The sequence below is a fragment of the Streptomyces sp. NPDC004658 genome (assembly GCF_040609555.1).
Classification (GTDB): Bacteria; Actinomycetota; Actinomycetes; order Streptomycetales; family Streptomycetaceae; genus Streptomyces.
Window position 1 is genome coordinate 19,818 of sequence record NZ_JBEXKG010000027.1, and the last position, 15,645, is coordinate 35,462.

General features: G+C 72.2%; 11 protein-coding genes. 8 read left to right on the forward strand and 3 right to left on the reverse strand.

Features of this window, described 5'->3' with window-relative positions:
• The first annotated feature begins 27 nt into the window (after positions 1-27).
• Both ABZV94_RS12795 and ABZV94_RS12800 read left to right on the forward strand, forming a co-directional pair.
• On the forward strand, positions 28-2,889 hold the full coding sequence (locus ABZV94_RS12795; protein ID WP_356340185.1) for a DUF1156 domain-containing protein: 2,862 nt from the start codon (positions 28-30) through the stop codon (positions 2,887-2,889).
• Positions 2,889-6,302, forward strand: coding sequence for a Swt1 family HEPN domain-containing protein (locus tag ABZV94_RS12800; protein ID WP_356340188.1), 3,414 nt, complete (start codon positions 2,889-2,891; stop codon positions 6,300-6,302). The genes ABZV94_RS12795 and ABZV94_RS12800 overlap by 1 nt, the downstream gene beginning before the upstream one ends.
• A gap of 88 nt (positions 6,303-6,390) precedes the next feature.
• On the opposite strand, the gene ABZV94_RS12805 is transcribed toward ABZV94_RS12800, so the two are convergent.
• The gene (locus tag ABZV94_RS12805; protein ID WP_356340190.1) at positions 6,391-7,425 is read right to left on the reverse strand and encodes a Ku protein; all 1,035 of its coding nucleotides are present in this window, start codon (positions 7,423-7,425) and stop codon (positions 6,391-6,393) included.
• 54 nt (positions 7,426-7,479) lie between these two features.
• On the opposite strand from ABZV94_RS12805, the gene ligD reads away from it, so the two are divergent.
• Positions 7,480-8,367, forward strand: a complete 888-nt coding sequence (ligD, locus tag ABZV94_RS12810) for a non-homologous end-joining DNA ligase (protein WP_356340192.1) — start codon at positions 7,480-7,482, stop codon at positions 8,365-8,367.
• A gap of 30 nt (positions 8,368-8,397) precedes the next feature.
• On the opposite strand, the gene ABZV94_RS12815 is transcribed toward ligD, so the two are convergent.
• On the reverse strand, positions 8,398-9,201 hold the full coding sequence (locus ABZV94_RS12815; RefSeq protein WP_356340194.1) for a nuclease-related domain-containing protein: 804 nt from the start codon (positions 9,199-9,201) through the stop codon (positions 8,398-8,400).
• A gap of 101 nt (positions 9,202-9,302) precedes the next feature.
• Here ABZV94_RS12815 and ABZV94_RS12820 point away from each other — a divergent pair, with 101 nt between their 5' ends.
• The 5 genes from ABZV94_RS12820 to ABZV94_RS12840 all read left to right on the forward strand — a co-directional run bounded on the left by ABZV94_RS12820 (position 9,303) and on the right by ABZV94_RS12840 (position 14,821).
• Entirely contained in the window at positions 9,303-9,809 is a 507-nt protein-coding gene (locus tag ABZV94_RS12820; protein ID WP_356340196.1) for a protein phosphatase, read from the forward strand.
• 120 nt (positions 9,810-9,929) lie between these two features.
• Complete coding sequence (locus ABZV94_RS12825) at positions 9,930-10,655, forward strand: hypothetical protein (protein WP_356340197.1); 726 nt, start codon at positions 9,930-9,932, stop codon at positions 10,653-10,655.
• Positions 10,655-11,899 carry a HAMP domain-containing sensor histidine kinase gene (locus ABZV94_RS12830; protein ID WP_356340199.1) on the forward strand — a complete coding sequence of 415 codons (1,245 nt, stop codon included), beginning with the start codon at positions 10,655-10,657 and terminating at the stop codon, positions 11,897-11,899. Before ABZV94_RS12825 ends, ABZV94_RS12830 begins: the two co-directional genes overlap by 1 nt.
• 70 nt (positions 11,900-11,969) lie before the next feature.
• The gene (locus tag ABZV94_RS12835; protein ID WP_356340201.1) at positions 11,970-13,331 is read left to right on the forward strand and encodes an FtsW/RodA/SpoVE family cell cycle protein; all 1,362 of its coding nucleotides are present in this window, start codon (positions 11,970-11,972) and stop codon (positions 13,329-13,331) included.
• 32 nt (positions 13,332-13,363) lie between these two features.
• Positions 13,364-14,821, forward strand: coding sequence for a penicillin-binding transpeptidase domain-containing protein (locus tag ABZV94_RS12840; protein ID WP_356340246.1), 1,458 nt, complete (start codon positions 13,364-13,366; stop codon positions 14,819-14,821).
• 3 nt (positions 14,822-14,824) lie between these two features.
• On the opposite strand, the gene ABZV94_RS12845 is transcribed toward ABZV94_RS12840, so the two are convergent.
• Positions 14,825-15,643 (reverse strand): hypothetical protein, encoded by an 819-nt coding sequence (locus tag ABZV94_RS12845; protein ID WP_356340248.1) that lies wholly within the window; start codon positions 15,641-15,643, stop codon positions 14,825-14,827.
• Positions 15,644-15,645: the final 2 nt, after the last annotated feature.

A 15,645-nucleotide genomic window follows, 5' to 3' on the forward strand; every position in this document is an offset into this window, starting at 1 on the left:
GAGCACGCAGGAATCTAAAGTGAGCAGGTGAACACCGCAGTGCAGCCCGGAACGTCTTCGGACTCCGTCCCCCGACGCAAGCTCATCGAGGTATCCCTCCCGCTGGAGGACATCAACGAGGCGTCCGTCCACGAGAAGTCCGTGCCGCGCAAGGGACACCCCGCGACGATGCACCTGTGGTGGGCGCCCCGCCCCCTGGCCTCGGTCCGGGCGGTGCTGTTCGCGCAGCTCGTCGACGACCCCTCGTCGCATCCCGACCTGTTTCCCACGGAGGAGGACCAGAAGAGGGAGCGTGAGCGGCTGCACGGGATCATCCGCGGAATCGTGCAGTGGGAGAACACCTCCAACGAGAGGGTCTACCGCGAGGCCCGGGACGAGATCCTGAAGAGCACGGGCGGGAACCCTCCGGCCATTCTCGATCCCTTCGCGGGCGGAGGGACCATCCCGGTCGAGGCGCAGCGGCTCGGGCTCACGGCTCAGGCCAGTGATCTCAACCCCGTCCCCGCCCTGAAGAGCAGGGCTCTGATCGAGATAGCGCCGAAGTTCGCGGACCGGGCACCGGTGTTCCCCGGCGTCGCGGACAGCCGGCTCGGGGGGTGGCCGGGCGCCACCGGGCTGGCGGAGGACGTGCGCCGCTACGGCGCGTGGATGCGCGAGCGCGCCGCCACACGCATCGGGCACCTCTTCCCGAAGGCCGACGTCCCCGTTCCGGGCCCCGACGGGGAACCCACCGGTGCCACCACCGAGGCGACGGTCGTCGGATGGCTCTGGGCCCGGACCGTCGTGTGTCCGAATCCGGCCTGCGGGATCCGGATGCCTCTGGTGCGTACCTGGTGGCTCGCCAAGAAGAAGGGCAAGACGGCCTACCTCGTTCCCTCACTGGTGGACGACGCCTCGGCCCCCGGTGGACGCCGCGTCGAGTTCGCCGTGGGACGCGATCCGCAGCGGGCGCCGTCAAAGGCCGACGACGGAACCATGACCACGGGCAAGGGGGCGACCTGCGTCTCCTGCGGAGGCTTCGCCCCCCTGAGCGCCATCCGGGCCGAGGGGGTCGCCGGCAGGATGGGCACCCAGCTCCTCGCGGTCGTCGCGGAAGGCAAGCGGCAGCGCGTCTACGTCGCACCGAGCGCGCGCCAGATCGAAGCGGCGGACGTCGCGCCGCCGTCCGGCGCCCCGACGGGAACCGTGGCGAACAACCCGCGGTGGTTCTCTCCCCCGCAGTACGGGCTGACGGAGTTCTCCGACCTGTTCACGAACAGGCAGCTCACCGCGCTCATGGAATTCAGCGACCTGGTCGGCGAGGCCCGGACGAAGGTGCTCGACGACGCCGTCGCCGCGGGTCTGCCCCGCGGGGAACGCCTCTCGGAGGGAGGGACCGGGGCCGAGGCCTACGCCGACGCGGTCGCGACGTACCTCTCCATGGCCATCTCCAAGCTCGCGGACTGGTCGTCCTCCATCTGCAGCTGGATTCCGCAGATCGAGGGCGTGCGCAACACCTTCCCGCGTCATGCCATCGCGATGACCTGGGACTACACCGAGGTCAACGTCTTCTCCAACTCCGTGGGGAACTTCGGGACCCATGTCGAATGGGTCGCCGACGGGATCGAGGCCCTGCCGGCCGACCAGCCGGCCGGCCGTGTCGTCCAGGCGGACGCGGCCAGCCGCGACTACACGGGCCTGCTCGTCTGCACCGATCCGCCGTACTACGACAACATCGGGTACTCGGACCTGTCCGACTTCTTCTACGTCTGGCTGCGCAGGTCGCTCCGGGAGATCCATCCGGATCTGTTCGGCACCATGCTCGTCCCCAAAGCGGAGGAGCTCGTCGCCAACCCCTACCGGCACGGCACGAAGGAAAAGGCCGCCGCGTTCTTCGAGGAGGGCTTCGAGTACGTCTTCCGGCACGCCCGGGAGGCGGCGTCGTGGGACTACCCGATCACCGTCTTCTACGCGTTCAAGCAGGCGGAGCTGGAGAAGGAAGGGATCACCAGCACCGGCTGGTCCACGTTCCTGGAGGGCATGATCCGGGCCGGCTGGACCATCACCGCGACCTGGCCGGTCCGGTCGGAGCGGGCGGCGCGCATGATCGCCTCCGGCACCAACGCCCTCGCCTCCTCCATCGTGCTGGCGCTGCGTCCGCGGGCCGGTACGGCTCCCTCGACCGACCGCACCGGCTTCCTGGCCACGCTGCACGCGGAGCTGGAGGACGCCCTGCCGCGGATCCGTGAGGGTGCCATCGCCCCCGCGGATCTGCGCCAGACGATCCTGGGCCCGGGGATGGCGGTGTTCTCCAAGTACTCCCGGGTGCTGGAGGACGACGGCTCCACCATGACCGTCAAGACGGCGCTGACCCTCATCAACCAGACCTTCGACGCCCTGCAGAACGAGCACGACGCCGAGCTGGACGCCGACACCCGGTTCTGTCTGGACTGGTTCCGCTCCTACGCCTGGAGCACGCGCCCCTACGGTGACGCGGAGTCCATCGCCGTGCCGCTGGGCCTGTCGGTGGAGGGCATCACCCGCAGCAGCGTCCTCACCTCCGGCGGCGGGAAGGTGGCGCTCATCAAGCCGCTGGACCTGGATCCCCGGTGGGACCCGGCCCACGACGACCGGCTGTCGCTGTGGGAGGTCACCTGCCATCTGGCACGTGCGTACGCGACCGAGGGGCGTGAGGAGGCCGCCCGGCTCATGGCCGGGGTGCAGGGAAAGGTGGACCTGGACGAGGTCAACCGCCTGGCCACCCGCCTGTACGAGCTGATGGAATCTCAGGACCCCTCGACGGCGGGCCTGTTCAACGGTCTCGGAGGGGCGTGGGCCGATGTCTCCGCGACGTCGGCCTCGGTTCGCCCGGCCGCTGTGGCCGACACGCTCTTCGGGGAGGAGATCTGATGGCGCTGACCAACAACGAGAAGGTCCTGCGCGGACTGGACCAGCTGCTCGAGGGGATGCGCCCGTGGGTCGACATGCGGATGTCGGCCCAGGCTCCGGCCGGCAAGGACTGGGTCGCGCTGATCGCCGCGGAGGACGAGGCGAAGTTCGGTACGGCCAAGACGTACTCGCGGGACGACGTGCGGTTCCTGCTGCGCATGGTCACCGAGAGGTGGAAGGTCTTCGACAAGGACCTCTCGCGCCCGCAGTCCGCGCTGGCGTCCGAGCTGCGGGAGACGGCGAACGCCGCGCATCACGGGCAGAAGTTCTCCTCGGACGACACCTACCGCGCGCTGGACACGATCGAGCGTCTGCTGACGGTGATCGGTGCCGGGGACGAGGCCGACGCGGTCGCGAAGATGCGCATGGAGCACCAGCGGGAGGTCTTCGAGAAGCAGACCCGCAACCGGCTGACGCGTGAGGCGCAAGCGGTCAAGGTGGCCGGTATGCAGGCCGGCACCGCGATCAAGCCGTGGCGTGAGGTCGTCAAGCCGCACGACGACGTGATCCGCGGGCAGTTCTCCGCCGCGGAGTTCGCCGCCGACCTCTACGCGGTGGCCCACGGCCACACCGCGGCGCCGGAGTACCTGAACCCGGCGGAGTTCTTCTCCCGGACCTATCTCACCAGCGGTCTGTCCGACCTGCTGACGCGTGCGCTCAAGCGCCTGTCCGGGGACGCCGGGGCGAGCCCGGTGGTGAACCTCCAGACCCAGTTCGGTGGCGGCAAGACGCACTCGATGCTGGCCCTGTACCACCTGTTCTCCGCCGGTCTGACCACGAGCGCGCTGCCCCAGGCCGTCCAGGACGTCGTCCACGCGTCCCTGCCCGCGGCCGAGGGCGATCCGCTGAAGTCGCTGGACGTGAAGCGGGTCACCCTGGTCGGGACGAAGCTCTCCCCTAGCCAGCCGATCCTCAAGGACGACGGCACGCAGGTGCGCACCCTCTGGGGGGAGCTGGCCTGGCAGCTCGGAGAGCGCGAGGCGTTCGACCGGGTCGCGATGGCCGACGCGACCGGCACCGATCCCGGCGACGCGCTGGACGCCGTCGTACGGGACGTCGTCGCGGGCGGCAAGAGCGTGCTGATCCTGATCGACGAGTGGGTGGCCTACGCCCGCCAGCTCGTGGGCCGCGACGACCTGCCCGGCGGAACGTTCGCGACGCAGCACACCTTCGCCCAGCACTTGACCGAGATGGCCAAGTCCATCCCCGGCGTGATGCTGGTGGTCTCCATTCCCGCCTCCGACTCCCTGGACAACGGGGGCGGCGGCTCGGCGCTGGAGGTGGGCGGCCCCAACGGGCACGTCGCTCTGGAGACCCTCCAGCACACCATCGGCCGGAACGCCGACGACTGGCGGCCGGCCAACAACATCGAGTCCTTCGAGATCGTGCGCCGGCGCCTGTTCGAAGAGCCCGACGCCGTGGCCCTGGCGGACATCGCGGCGGTGGCCAAGCAGTACGTGAAGTACTACCAGGAGAACACCGGGTTCTTCCCCCGCGAGACGAGCACCGGCGCGTACGAGCAGCGTATCCGCGCGGCGTACCCGATCCACCCCGAGCTGTTCGACCGGCTCTACGAGGACTGGTCGACGCTGCCGAAGTTCCAGCGCACCCGTGGCGTGCTGCGTCTGATGAGCGTGGTCATCAACGCGCTGTGGGCCGCCAACGACACCGCCCCGCTCATCACCCCGGGCGCCGTGCCCGTCCACGACACCCAGGTCTTCAGCGAGATCACGAAGTATCTCGACGACAACTGGAAGCCGGTGGTGGACAAGGACGTCGACGGCGAGGGCGCCACCCCGGTGCAGATCGACCGCGAGCGTCCGTCGTTCGGGCAGCGGGCCCTGACCAGGCGTGTGGCCCGGTCGGTGTTCATGGCGACCGTCCCGACGCTGCGCTCCGCGCACAAGGGCGTGGACATCCAGCAGCTCCGCCTGGGCACCGCGGTTCCCGGCGACGTCATCAACCACATCGGCGACGCGCGCGCCCTGCTGGGCCAGCGCGCGACCTACTTCTACGAGGACGGCGACCGCTCCTGGTACGACCTGGCCGCCTCGGTCTCCCGCGTGGCCGCCGACCGCGCGGCCGGCTACGGCGAGGCCGACGTGCACGCCACGATCGTCGAACGCCTCAAGGCCATGGCGAAGGCGTCCAGGGCTTCGTTCGGTGCCGTGCACGCCGCGCCCCTCGACACCGGGGACATCCCGGACTCCGAGGTGCTCAAGCTCGTCGTGCTGCACCCGAGGTTCACCTGGGGCAAGGACGCGTCCACCGCCACGGACTTCGCGGCGCGTCTTCTGCGGGAGGCGGGTACCGGGCAGCGGCAGCGGCGCAACATGCTGGTCATGGTCGCCGCCGACCGGGACACCTACCCCGAGCTCGACGGCGTGGTGCGGGAGTACCGGGCCTGGCAGTCCATCGCGGACGAGGCCGAGGAGCTGGAGCTGAGCGCCCAGCAGCGCAAGCAGTCCGTCACCCGCGCACGCCAGTTGGACGCGGCCGTCGACGACCGTGTCCGCGCGGCCTTCACGGCGGCGCTGGTCCCGACCGAGATGCCCGGGCAGAAGCCCACCGTCTCCTTCACCCGCATCGCCAAGGACGGTGGTTCCCTCGCCGAGCGCGTCACCGCGGCGCTCAAGGCCAAGGGCTGGATCACTCCGGTGCTCGGGGCCACGCTGGTGCGCATGGCGCTCGAGGGCGCCCTGGCCGGCGCCTGGGGCAAGGGGCACGTGCGGTTCGGCGACCTGTGGTCCTGGTACACGCAGTACCCCTACCTCAAGCGCCTGCCCAACCGGCAGGTGCTGGAGCAGGCCGTACTCGGTGCCGCCGACGTCCTCCTCTGGCAGCAGGACGCCTTCGCCCTCGCCGACGGCTACGACGAGGCCACCGGCGAGTACCGGAACCTGTGGATCCACGGTGACAAGCCCGAACCCGGTCTCGTCACCGACGACACGCTCCTCGTCCACCCGGAACGAGCCGTCGCCCAGCGCGAACGGGCCGTGGCCACCCCGCCGGTCGAGCAGGCCACCCCCGCGGACGGTGGCAACAGCGGTGAAGGCGGCGGCCCGTCGCCCCGTCCCGGTGCCGTCACGCCCGCGCCGGGCCCCGGCTCCCAGCCCCCGGCTCCGCCGGCGAGGAAGGTCACCCGCAGGTTCTGGGGCGTCAAGACCCTCAACCCCGACCGTCCGGCCGCCGACTTCGCGAACATCCAGCAGGAGGTCCTGGCGCACCTCGAAGCGGCCGACGGCGTCACGCTCGAGGTCCGCATCGAGATCACGGCGAGCACTCCCGACGGGTTCACCGAACAGCAGGTGCGCACCGTCCGGGAGAACACCGCCCAGCTGAAGTTCGAGGACACGGGCTTCGAGGAGAACTGAGCCCGGACCTGGCTTGGGGGGAAGTACGCCCTCCCAAGCCAGGTCCGGGTCGGTCGCGACAGCAGGTGTGTTCCGGGCCTCCGGGGCGTCACGCGGAGCGTTTCCGTGAAGTCGTCTTCTTCGTCGTCGTCTTCTTCGCCGTGCTCTTCGCTGTGGCCGCGCTCTTCGCGGTCGCCGTCTTCTTGGCGCCCTCCGCCGTCCTGGCCGTCGTCTTGCGGGCGGGTGCCGTCTTCTTCGCGGCGGCCGTCTTCTTCGCGGACGTCGACTTCTTGCCGTCCGTCTCCTTCGGCTCGGTCCGCCCCCGCCGCAGGGGTCTGACCTCGGCCTCCTCGGCGCGGGGCGGGGCGCCGCGGGACTCGCGGGCCGCGCGGACGCTGCTTTCCAGCGCGGCCATCAGGTCCAGTACCTTGCCGCCGGCGGCGGGCTCGGGGGCCTCGGGCGGGGCCTCGCCGGAGGCCTTCGCGGCGATGACCTCCTCCAGCGCCTCCCGGTACTCGTCGTGCAGGTCCTCCAGGTCGACCTCGCCGAGGGTGTCCATCAGGGCGTCCGCGAGGTCGAGTTCCTTGTCGCGGATGGTGACGGAGGCGTCGGGGGCGACGCCCTCCGGGGAGCGGACCTCGTCCGGCCAGAGCAGGCCGTGCATGACGATGGCGTCGCCGACCACGCGGAGCATGCCGAGGCGTTCCCGGCCGCGCAGGGCGTACTTGGCGATCGCGACCTTGTTGCTGCGTTTGAGGGCCTCGCGCAGGAGGGTGTACGGCTTGGCGGCGGGGGCTCCGCCGGCGGCCAGGTAGTAGGCCGCACCCATCTGGAGCGGGTCGATCCGCTCGGCCGGGACGAAGGCGACGATCTCGATCGTGCGGGCGGTGGGGATGGGCAGGTGGGAGAGGTCCTCGTCGGTGATCGGGATGATCGAGCCGTCGGCGTCCTCGTACGCCTTGCCGATCTCGGCCTGGCTGACCTCGCGGTCCTCCAGTTCGCACACCTTGCGGTAGCGGATGCGGCCGTTGTCCTCGGTGTGGATCTGCCGGAAGGAGATGGCGTGGCTCTCCGTGGCGTTGACCAGCTTGATCGGGATGCTGACGAGCCCGAAGGAGATGGCGCCGTTCCATATCGATCGCACGTGCCGCACCCTTCCCTTTGCTGATTTTCATGGTTTGTCTGGGATTGTCATCGTATGACGCCTATCACAGAGGTGGAGGGGCGCCGGGTCGCGCTCAGCAACCTGGAGAAGGTGCTGTATCCGGAGACCGGCTTCACCAAAGGGGAGCTGCTGCACTACTACGCGACCGCCGCGGCGGCCCTGCTGCCGCATCTGCGCGACCGTGCGGTGTCGTTCCTGCGCTATCCGGACGGCCCCGACGGGCAGTTGTTCTTCACGAAGAACGTGCCGCCGGGTACGCCCGAGTGGGTCACCACGGCCGAGGTCCCCCGGTCGTCGGCGGACAGTCCGGCCCGGATGGTCGTGGTGCAGGACCTGCCGAGTCTGGTCTGGGCGGCGAACCTCGTCACCGAGTTCCACACCCACCAGTGGCTGGTGCAGTCCCCCGAGGAGGCGGACCGGCTGGTGTTCGACCTCGATCCGGGCGCGCCCGCGACGATCGTGCACTGCTGCGAGGTCGCCCTGTGGCTGCGGGAGCGGCTCGCGGCGGACGGGATCGAGGCGTACCCGAAGACCGCCGGGTCGAAGGGGCTGCACCTGCTGGCGGCGGTGCGCGGGAGCTCTTCCGAACAGACGTCCGAGTATGCCAAGGCGCTGGCGGTGGAGGCGGAGCGGGCGATGCCCCGGCTGGTGGTGCACCGGATGACCAAGAGCCTCAGGCCGGGGAAGGTGTTCGTCGACTGGAGCCAGAACGCGGCGCGCAAGACCACGGCGACCCCGTACACCGTGCGCGCCCGCCGCTCCCCCCTGGTGTCCGCGCCGGTGACCTGGGAAGAGGTGGCCGACTGCCGGAGTCCCGGGCAGCTGGAGATCCTCGCGGAGGACGTGGCGCCGCGCCTGCGGGATCACGGGGACCTGATGGAGCCGCTGCTGGACCGGCGGTCGGCGGCCCCTCTGCCGTGACGGCACCCCGGCCCTCGCGGGCGGCGTCCGCTACAGCCTCCCCCATGTGTTCCGGTCCCGGGCCATCCCGTGCAGCGCCTCCACGTCCGCCGGCTTGAGCACCCCGCCGAGCCGGGCGAGGCCCGCGAGGTCCGTGTCCGTCATGATCCGCACCCCGCGCGGCTGCGCCGTCACGGTCACCTCGGACGGGCCGACGAGGGCCAGCAGCGGGCGCACCTCGGCGGTCAGGGCGTAGGAGGCCCGGTCGGCGTCGGCGCGCAGCCGGCGCAGCAGCGGCTCGGTCTCGCGGCGGCCCAGGGTGACCATCGGGTCGGCGACCAGGACGCGGATCCTGCGGGCGTACAGGGCGTGGACGGCGAACAGGCCGCCGGGGCCGATCACCAGGTGGTGGATGCGGTCGCCGCCGGGCAGCGGGAGGGAGTGCAGGGTGTGCCAGCCGGCCCCCTCCAGGCCGTCCAGTACCTCGCCGACGGTCTGCTCGGCGGTCAGGGCGCGCCGGCGCGGGTCGGGGCGCAGCCGGTGGGCGGGGCCGGGGTCGCGGTCGAGGGCGACGAGCAGGGCCTCGCCGGGGCGGTTGGGGGCCAGGTCGTCGTCCGGGTGCAGGGTCAGCCGGGCGAGTTCGGCGGGGGTGGGCACCGGGGGCGGGCCGACGGTCACCGGGCCGGTCAGGAAGGGTTTCAGGGCGTGGAGCACATCGTCCCTGCTGTCCTCGCCGAGCAGGTTCACCCGGCCTGTCTCACGGTCGTACCAGGCGATATTGCTGCCGTCCTCGCGGCAGACGTACAGCCGTTCCCGGCCGTGCCGGAAGGCCGGCACCACGCGCAGTGTGCTCATGCGCCATCACCCCTCGACCATGGGAACAGGCGGGGTGCTCCCGGGGCAAGACCGGTTACCGTGGAGGGCGGCCCGGTGAGGCGGGAGTTGGGGAGGCGCCGTTGCGGACCCGCGGAATGCAGCCCGACGTACCGGCTCCGGACAGCCCGTGGAGCGAGATCGTGCCTGGCCTGTGGATGGGCGGGCACGAGTTCCGGGGCCGGTCCGGAGGCCTGGAGTTCGCCGTCGTCCACGACGAGTTCGACGTGGTGCAGTCCTTGCTGCGGCTGCCGGGGTACGGCCCCGATCCAGGGGTCGAGCACCATGTGTGGCCGATCCCGGACGGCCCCCTGGACGGGACGCAGCTCGCCGGGGTGATCCGGCTGGCGCGCGCGGCGAACGAGGCGCTGGACGCCGGCCGCCGGGTGCTCGTGCGCTGTTACCACGGGTACAACCGCTCGGGGCTGGTCATCGCGCACGCCCTGGTGCAGCGCGGCGACTCGGCCGACCAGGCGATCCAGCTGATCCGGGCCCGGCGCTCGGCCTGGGCGCTGCACAACGATCTGTTCGTGGAGTACCTGCGGGCGGGCCTGACGACCGTGCGGCTGCTGGAGGAGCTGGCCGAGTAGGCACGCCGGCCGTGTTCCCGGTGCCCGGCCTGGCCGCCCCGCCCGCCCCGCGGACCGGGTGCCCGTCCCCCTGCCCGACCCACGAAGCAACACAAAGGTCACTTCCGTCAGAATGTGACCATGCCAGTCCGCCGTCCCGCGCGCACCGCCCTCGCCGTGGCCGCCGTCGCCCTGCTCTCGGCGACCGCGGCGGCCTGCGGGGACACCGGCGAGCTGCGCGGCGCCGGGCCGACCCCCACCGCGGTCAGCCCCGCCAAGCTCTGGCCCGATCTGCGTCCGGCGTCCAGCCCGGCGTACCCGTACGACGTGGCGACCCGGGCGACCGTGCGGGGCGTCACGGTCCCCGGTGACGACATCCGGAAGGTCGACCCGGTGGACGTCGTGGAGGCGGAGCTGAAGGCGCACCCCGACGACTACGGGTCGAAGGGCGCCTACCACGGGACCGTGGACCGGATGAAGGAGTGCCGGCCGGGCGGGGACCGGGCGCGCTGCCCGCTGCTGAAGCCGTACTACCGGGACCTCACCGGGGACGGCCGGGCCGATCTGACGCTCGGCTTCCGGCTGTACCCGACCAACCAGACGGCGGTACGGGTGTACACCGTCGAGCGGCACAGGCTGGTGCAGGTGCTGGCCGACAACGACGCGATCATCGGGGTGGAGCTGGCCGGCCGGGCGCTGATCGAACGCTCGCCGGCCGACATCTCCGGCTACGAGTACCGCACCACCTGGCTGTGGGACCCGGGCCAGCGCGCGATGGTGTTCTCCCGCGACGAGTACCTGCACGTCGGCGACGGCCGGCACAGCAAGACGCCGTCCCCGTCGCCCTCCCCCGCGCAGAGCCCGTGATGAGGCTCGCGCTCCCCCAGTGGGCCGGGACCCTCGCCGTCAAGGCCGCCGCGTTCATCACGGTGATGTGCTGCGCGCTGGCCGCGCTGCTCGGTGTGCTCGTGCACGTCTCGGTGCGGAACCAGACCGTCGGCCAGGCGCGCGACCTGGCGCTGTCCCGGCTCGCGGACGCCACCGAGGCGTACGAGGCCGGGGACACGCTGCTGCCGGGCGCCGGCGTGGACCCGGCGGGGCTGCCCGCGTCGCTGCGGAGGCTGGCGGTGGCCGGGGAGCGCGGCACGATGGTCGCCTCGTACCGGGGGCGCCCGACCATGTGGGCGGCGGGACCGGCGGCCGGGCACCGGGCGCTGGCCGTGGAGGTCGACTACTCGCAGCAGTCCCGCACCATCGCCGGTCTCGACCAGTCGATCCTGTGGTCGTCGGGGCTGGCGATCGGGGCGACCGTGCTGGTCGGCGTGTTCGCCGTGACCCGGGTGACCCGGCGGCTGCACACCACCGCGCGGGTGGCCCGGCGGATCAGCGCGGGCGACCTGGACGCCCGGGTGAACGACCCCCGGACGAAGGACCCGACCCGTCCGCAGGACGAGGTGGCGGCGGTGGCCGCGGCCCTGGACTCGATGGCGTCGAGCCTGCAGAGCAAGCTGCTGAGCGAGCAGCGGTTCACCGCGGACGTCGCGCACGAACTGCGCACTCCGCTGACCGGGCTGCACGCGGCGGCGGAGCTGCTGCCTCCCGGGCGGCCGACGGAGCTGGTCCGGGACCGGGTGGCGGCGCTGCGCACGCTCACCGAGGACCTGCTGGAGATCTCGCGGCTGGACACCGGGCGGGAGCGGCTGGAGGTCGACACGGAGGAGCTGGGCGCGCTGGCGGAGCGGGTGGTGCGGGCGTCCGGCACGGACACGGTGGTGCGGATTCTCCGGGACGCGCGCGTGGAGACCGACCGGCGGCGGCTGGAGCGGGTGCTGGGAAACCTGGTGGCCAACGCGCACAGGCACGGGGCGCCGCCGGTGGTGCTGACCGTGGACGGGCCCGTGGTGACCGTGCGGGACCACGGGGGCGGCTTTCCGGGGTACCTCGTCGCGCACGGGCCGCAGCGGTTCCGCACGGAGGGCGGGGCCACCGGGCATGGGCTGGGGCTGACCATCGCGGTGGGGCAGGCGGAGGTGCTGGGGGCGCGGCTCTCCTTCGCCAACGCGGTGGACGGGGGCGCGGTGGCGACGCTGACGCTGCCGGTGGCCGAGTAGATCCCGGGACCCCAGGGGGCGCGGCCCCGCCCTCCCCGCACAAGACGCCCCGTTTAGGTAGGTTCCGGGCATGACGAAGGCCGGAACCACCCTGGCGGCGGCTCCCGCTCCCGCGCGTCCCGTGCGCCTCCCCCGGCGCCGGGGTGTCGAGCTGTCCCTGCTCGTGCTGGCCGTCCTGCTGTCCGTGTACGGCTACTGCGCGGTGGGACTGGCGCGGGCCGGTACCGTGCCGCCCGGTGCCGTCGGGTACGGCGCCGGGCTCGGGGTGCTCGCCCTGTTCGCCCACATCGCGGTCCGCATCCGGGCGCCGTACGCCGACCCGCTGCCGCTGCCCATCGGCGTGCTGCTCAACGGGCTCGGGCTGGTCCTGATCTACCGGCTGGACCTGGAGACGCCGGGCGACCGGGCGGCCCCCACGCAACTGGTGTGGTCCACGCTCGGGGTGGGCCTGTTCATCGCCGTGGTGCTGGTGCTGCGTGACCACCGGGTGCTCCAGCGGTACGCGTACGTCTGTGTGGTGACCGCGCTCGTGCTGCTGGCGCTGCCGATCCTGTTCCCGCCGGTCAACGGGGCCCGGATCTGGATCCGGATCGCCGGGTTCTCCATCCAGCCGGGCGAGTTCGCGAAGGTGCTGCTCGCGGTGTTCTTCGCCGCCTACCTGGCCGCCAACCGCAGCGCGCTCGCGTACACCGGGCGCCGGCTGTGGCGGTTGCAGTTCCCGACCGGGCGGGTGCTCGGGCCGATCCTGACGATCTGGCTGGTGAGCGTGGGCGTGCTCGTGCTGGAGCGGGACCTCGGGACCTCGCTGCTGTTCTTCGGGCTGTTCGTGGTGCTGCTGTACGTGGCGACCGGGCGCACCGGCTGGATCGCGGTCGGGCTGCTGCTCGCCGTGCTCGGCGCGTTCGCCGTCGGGCGGCTCGAACCGCATGTGGGCGGGCGGATCGAGGACTGGCTGCACCCGTTCGCCACCATCGAGGCCGGGCAGGGCCCCAACCAGCTCTCCCAGTCGCTGTTCGCCTTCGCCGCCGGCGGTTTCCTCGGCACCGGGCTCGGGCTCGGCCACTCCATCCTGATCGGCTTCGCCGCCAAGTCGGACTTCATCCTGGCGACCGCCGGTGAGGAACTGGGCCTGGCGGGGCTCGCGGGGATCGTGCTGCTGTACGCCCTGCTGGTGGAGCGCGGCTACCGGGCGGGCCTGGCACTGCGCGAGCCGTTCGGCCGGCTGCTCGCGGTCGGGCTCGCCTCCATCGTGGCGTTGCAGGTGTTCGTGATCGCGGGCGGGGTCACCGGGCTGATCCCGCTGACCGGCATGGCGATGCCGTTCCTCGCCCAGGGCGGCTCGTCGGTGGTGACCAACTGGGCGATCGTGGCGCTGCTTGTCCGGGTGAGCGACTCGGCGCGCAGTCAGTACGACGGCCGGGAGGCACCGTGACCGAGTACGGCCTTCCCGACGGCGGGCGCCCGATGGGGAAGTACATCCGGCACGCCTGCGTGTTCTGCGCCCTGCTGCTGGCGGCCCTGCTGGCCAACGCGACGCGGGTGCAGGTCGTGCAGTCCGAGGAGTACAACGGCAATCCGGCCAACCGCCGGGCCGCGATCGCTCGTTACCAGGTGCCGCGCGGGAACATCGTGGTGGACGGCGAGCCGGTCACCGGGTCGGTGGACACCGGGGAGCAGCTGCGCTACGAACGCACCTACCGCGACGGCCCGTTGTACGCGCCGGTCACCGGCTTCTCCTCGCAGAAGTACGGCACCACCTACCTGGAGCACACCGAGGACGGGGTGCTCTCCGGCACCGATCCGCTGCTCGCGCCGCTGCCGCTGTGGAACGACGTGACCCGGGCGCCGAACCGCGGCGGCGACGTCGTCACGACCCTGAACCGGCAGGCGCAGGAGGCCGCCTACCGGGGGCTCGCCGGGCGGAAGGGCGCGGTGGCCGCGGTGGAGCCGGCCACGGGCCGCATCCTGGCGCTGGTCAGCAGCCCGTCGTACGACCCCTCGGAGCTGTCCGGCAACAGCGAGGCGGTGACGTCGGCGTGGGCGCGGCTCAACCAGGACCCGGAGAAGCCGATGCTCAACCGGGCGGTCCGGCAGACGTATCCGCCGGGGTCGACGTTCAAGGTGGTCACCGCGGCGGCGGCCCTGGACGCGGGCGTGGTGACCGACCTGGACCGGCGCACCGACTCCCCCGACCCCTACCGGCTGCCCGGCACCACCACCCGGCTGACCAACGAGGGCGACGGCTGCCGGGACGCCTCGGTGCGGGACGCCTTCGAGTGGTCCTGCAACACGGTCTTCGCCAAGCTGGGCGTCGACGTGGGGGTGCGGGACATGGCGGCCACGGCCCAGGCGTTCGGGTTCAACGACACCGGGGTGCGCATCCCCGTCGCCGTGGCGCCCAGCACCTTCGACACGCACGTGGACAGGGCGCAGCTGGCGCTGTCCTCGATCGGGCAGTACAACACGCGGGCCACGCCGCTGCAGATGGCGATGGTGGCGGCGGCGGTCGCGGACGGCGGCCGGCTGCGTCCGCCCTACCTGGTGGAGCGGACCACCCGGCACGGCGGCGAGACGGTCCTGGGCAGCGCGGCCCGGCCGGCGCGGCAGGTCATCCGGCCGGCCACCGCGGCCCGGATGCGGGAGCTGATGGCCGGCGTGGTGGAGGAGGGCACCGGCACCAACGCGGCCATCCCCGGCGCGCTCGTCGGCGGCAAGACCGGCACCGCCCAGCACGGGGTCGGCAACGCCGGGGTGCCCTACGCCTGGTTCGTCTCCTGGGCGCAGGCCGACGACGCGCCGGAGCCGCAGGTGGCGGTCGCGGTGGTGGTGGAGGACGCCGCCGCGGACCGGGGCGAGATCAGCGGCGGCGGGGACGCGGCGCCGATCGCCCGGGAGGTGATGCGGGCGGTGCTGGGGCGGTGAGGGTCAGCCGATCGGCTTGCGCATCTCCGAACGGATCGTGAGGGTCTTGCGCGCGAACGCCTCCAGGTCGACGTCCGAGGGGTCCTGGTCCATGGCCGCCGTGGCCACCTCGGCGACCGTGGCGCCCGTGTTGCCGTCGGCCCAGGCGCACACCGGCACGGTGATCTTCGTGCCGAGGTGTTCCTCGGTCATCACCTCGCAGCTGATGGTGACGCCGCCCAGCTCGAACTCCTTCGCCGGTACGGCGATCGTGGCGCCGTCGCTCTCGCCGGCGCCCTTCATCATGTTCGTGCGGGCCTCTTCGGTGTTCTTGAACCGGCCGTACATGCCGGACACCACGAGGGTGCCCTTGGCCTCGTCACCGCCGGGGCTGTAGGTGCCGACCACGCCGTGGGTGTCCTTGGCGTCCCAGGCTCCGTCGGCCTCGTCGCTGATCTTCTTGCCCTCGGACCCGGAGAGGTCGTCGACGAGCTGGTACGTCCCGTCGAGCAGCTTGCCGGGCAGGGTCAGCTTGTGCTCCGCCGCGGGGAAACCGCTCTCGGCCACCATCCCGAGCACGACGAGCAGCACCACGACGGCCGCGACGACACCGCCCACGATGCCGAGGACCAGCCCGATCCGCCGCTTCTTCGGCGGCGGGGCCATGGGCGGCACGCCCCAGCCGGGGTACGGCTGCTGGGCCGGGTAGGGCTGCTGCTGGGGGTACGGCTGCTGCGGCGGGTAGGGCTGCTGGGGGTACGGGGAGCCGTACGGACCCGGGGCCTGCTGACCGTGAGGGGGCTGCTGGCCGTAGGGGCCGGGATTCTGCGGCGGTGGAGGCATGG

Bases quoted from the DNA above. Each gene is read 5' to 3' on its own strand.
- ABZV94_RS12800 (WP_356340188.1), top strand. From the start codon at position 2,889: ATGGCGCTGACCAACAACGAGAAGGTCCTGCGCGGACTGGACCAGCTG.
- ligD (WP_356340192.1), top strand. From the start codon at position 7,480: ATGACGCCTATCACAGAGGTGGAGGGGCGCCGGGTCGCGCTCAGCAAC.
- ABZV94_RS12815 (WP_356340194.1), bottom strand. From the start codon at position 9,201: ATGAGCACACTGCGCGTGGTGCCGGCCTTCCGGCACGGCCGGGAACGG.
- ABZV94_RS12825 (WP_356340197.1), top strand. From the start codon at position 9,930: ATGCCAGTCCGCCGTCCCGCGCGCACCGCCCTCGCCGTGGCCGCCGTC.
- ABZV94_RS12830 (WP_356340199.1), top strand. From the start codon at position 10,655: ATGAGGCTCGCGCTCCCCCAGTGGGCCGGGACCCTCGCCGTCAAGGCC.
- ABZV94_RS12835 (WP_356340201.1), top strand. From the start codon at position 11,970: ATGACGAAGGCCGGAACCACCCTGGCGGCGGCTCCCGCTCCCGCGCGT.
- ABZV94_RS12840 (WP_356340246.1), top strand. From the start codon at position 13,364: ATGGGGAAGTACATCCGGCACGCCTGCGTGTTCTGCGCCCTGCTGCTG.
- ABZV94_RS12845 (WP_356340248.1), bottom strand. From the start codon at position 15,643: ATGCCTCCACCGCCGCAGAATCCCGGCCCCTACGGCCAGCAGCCCCCT.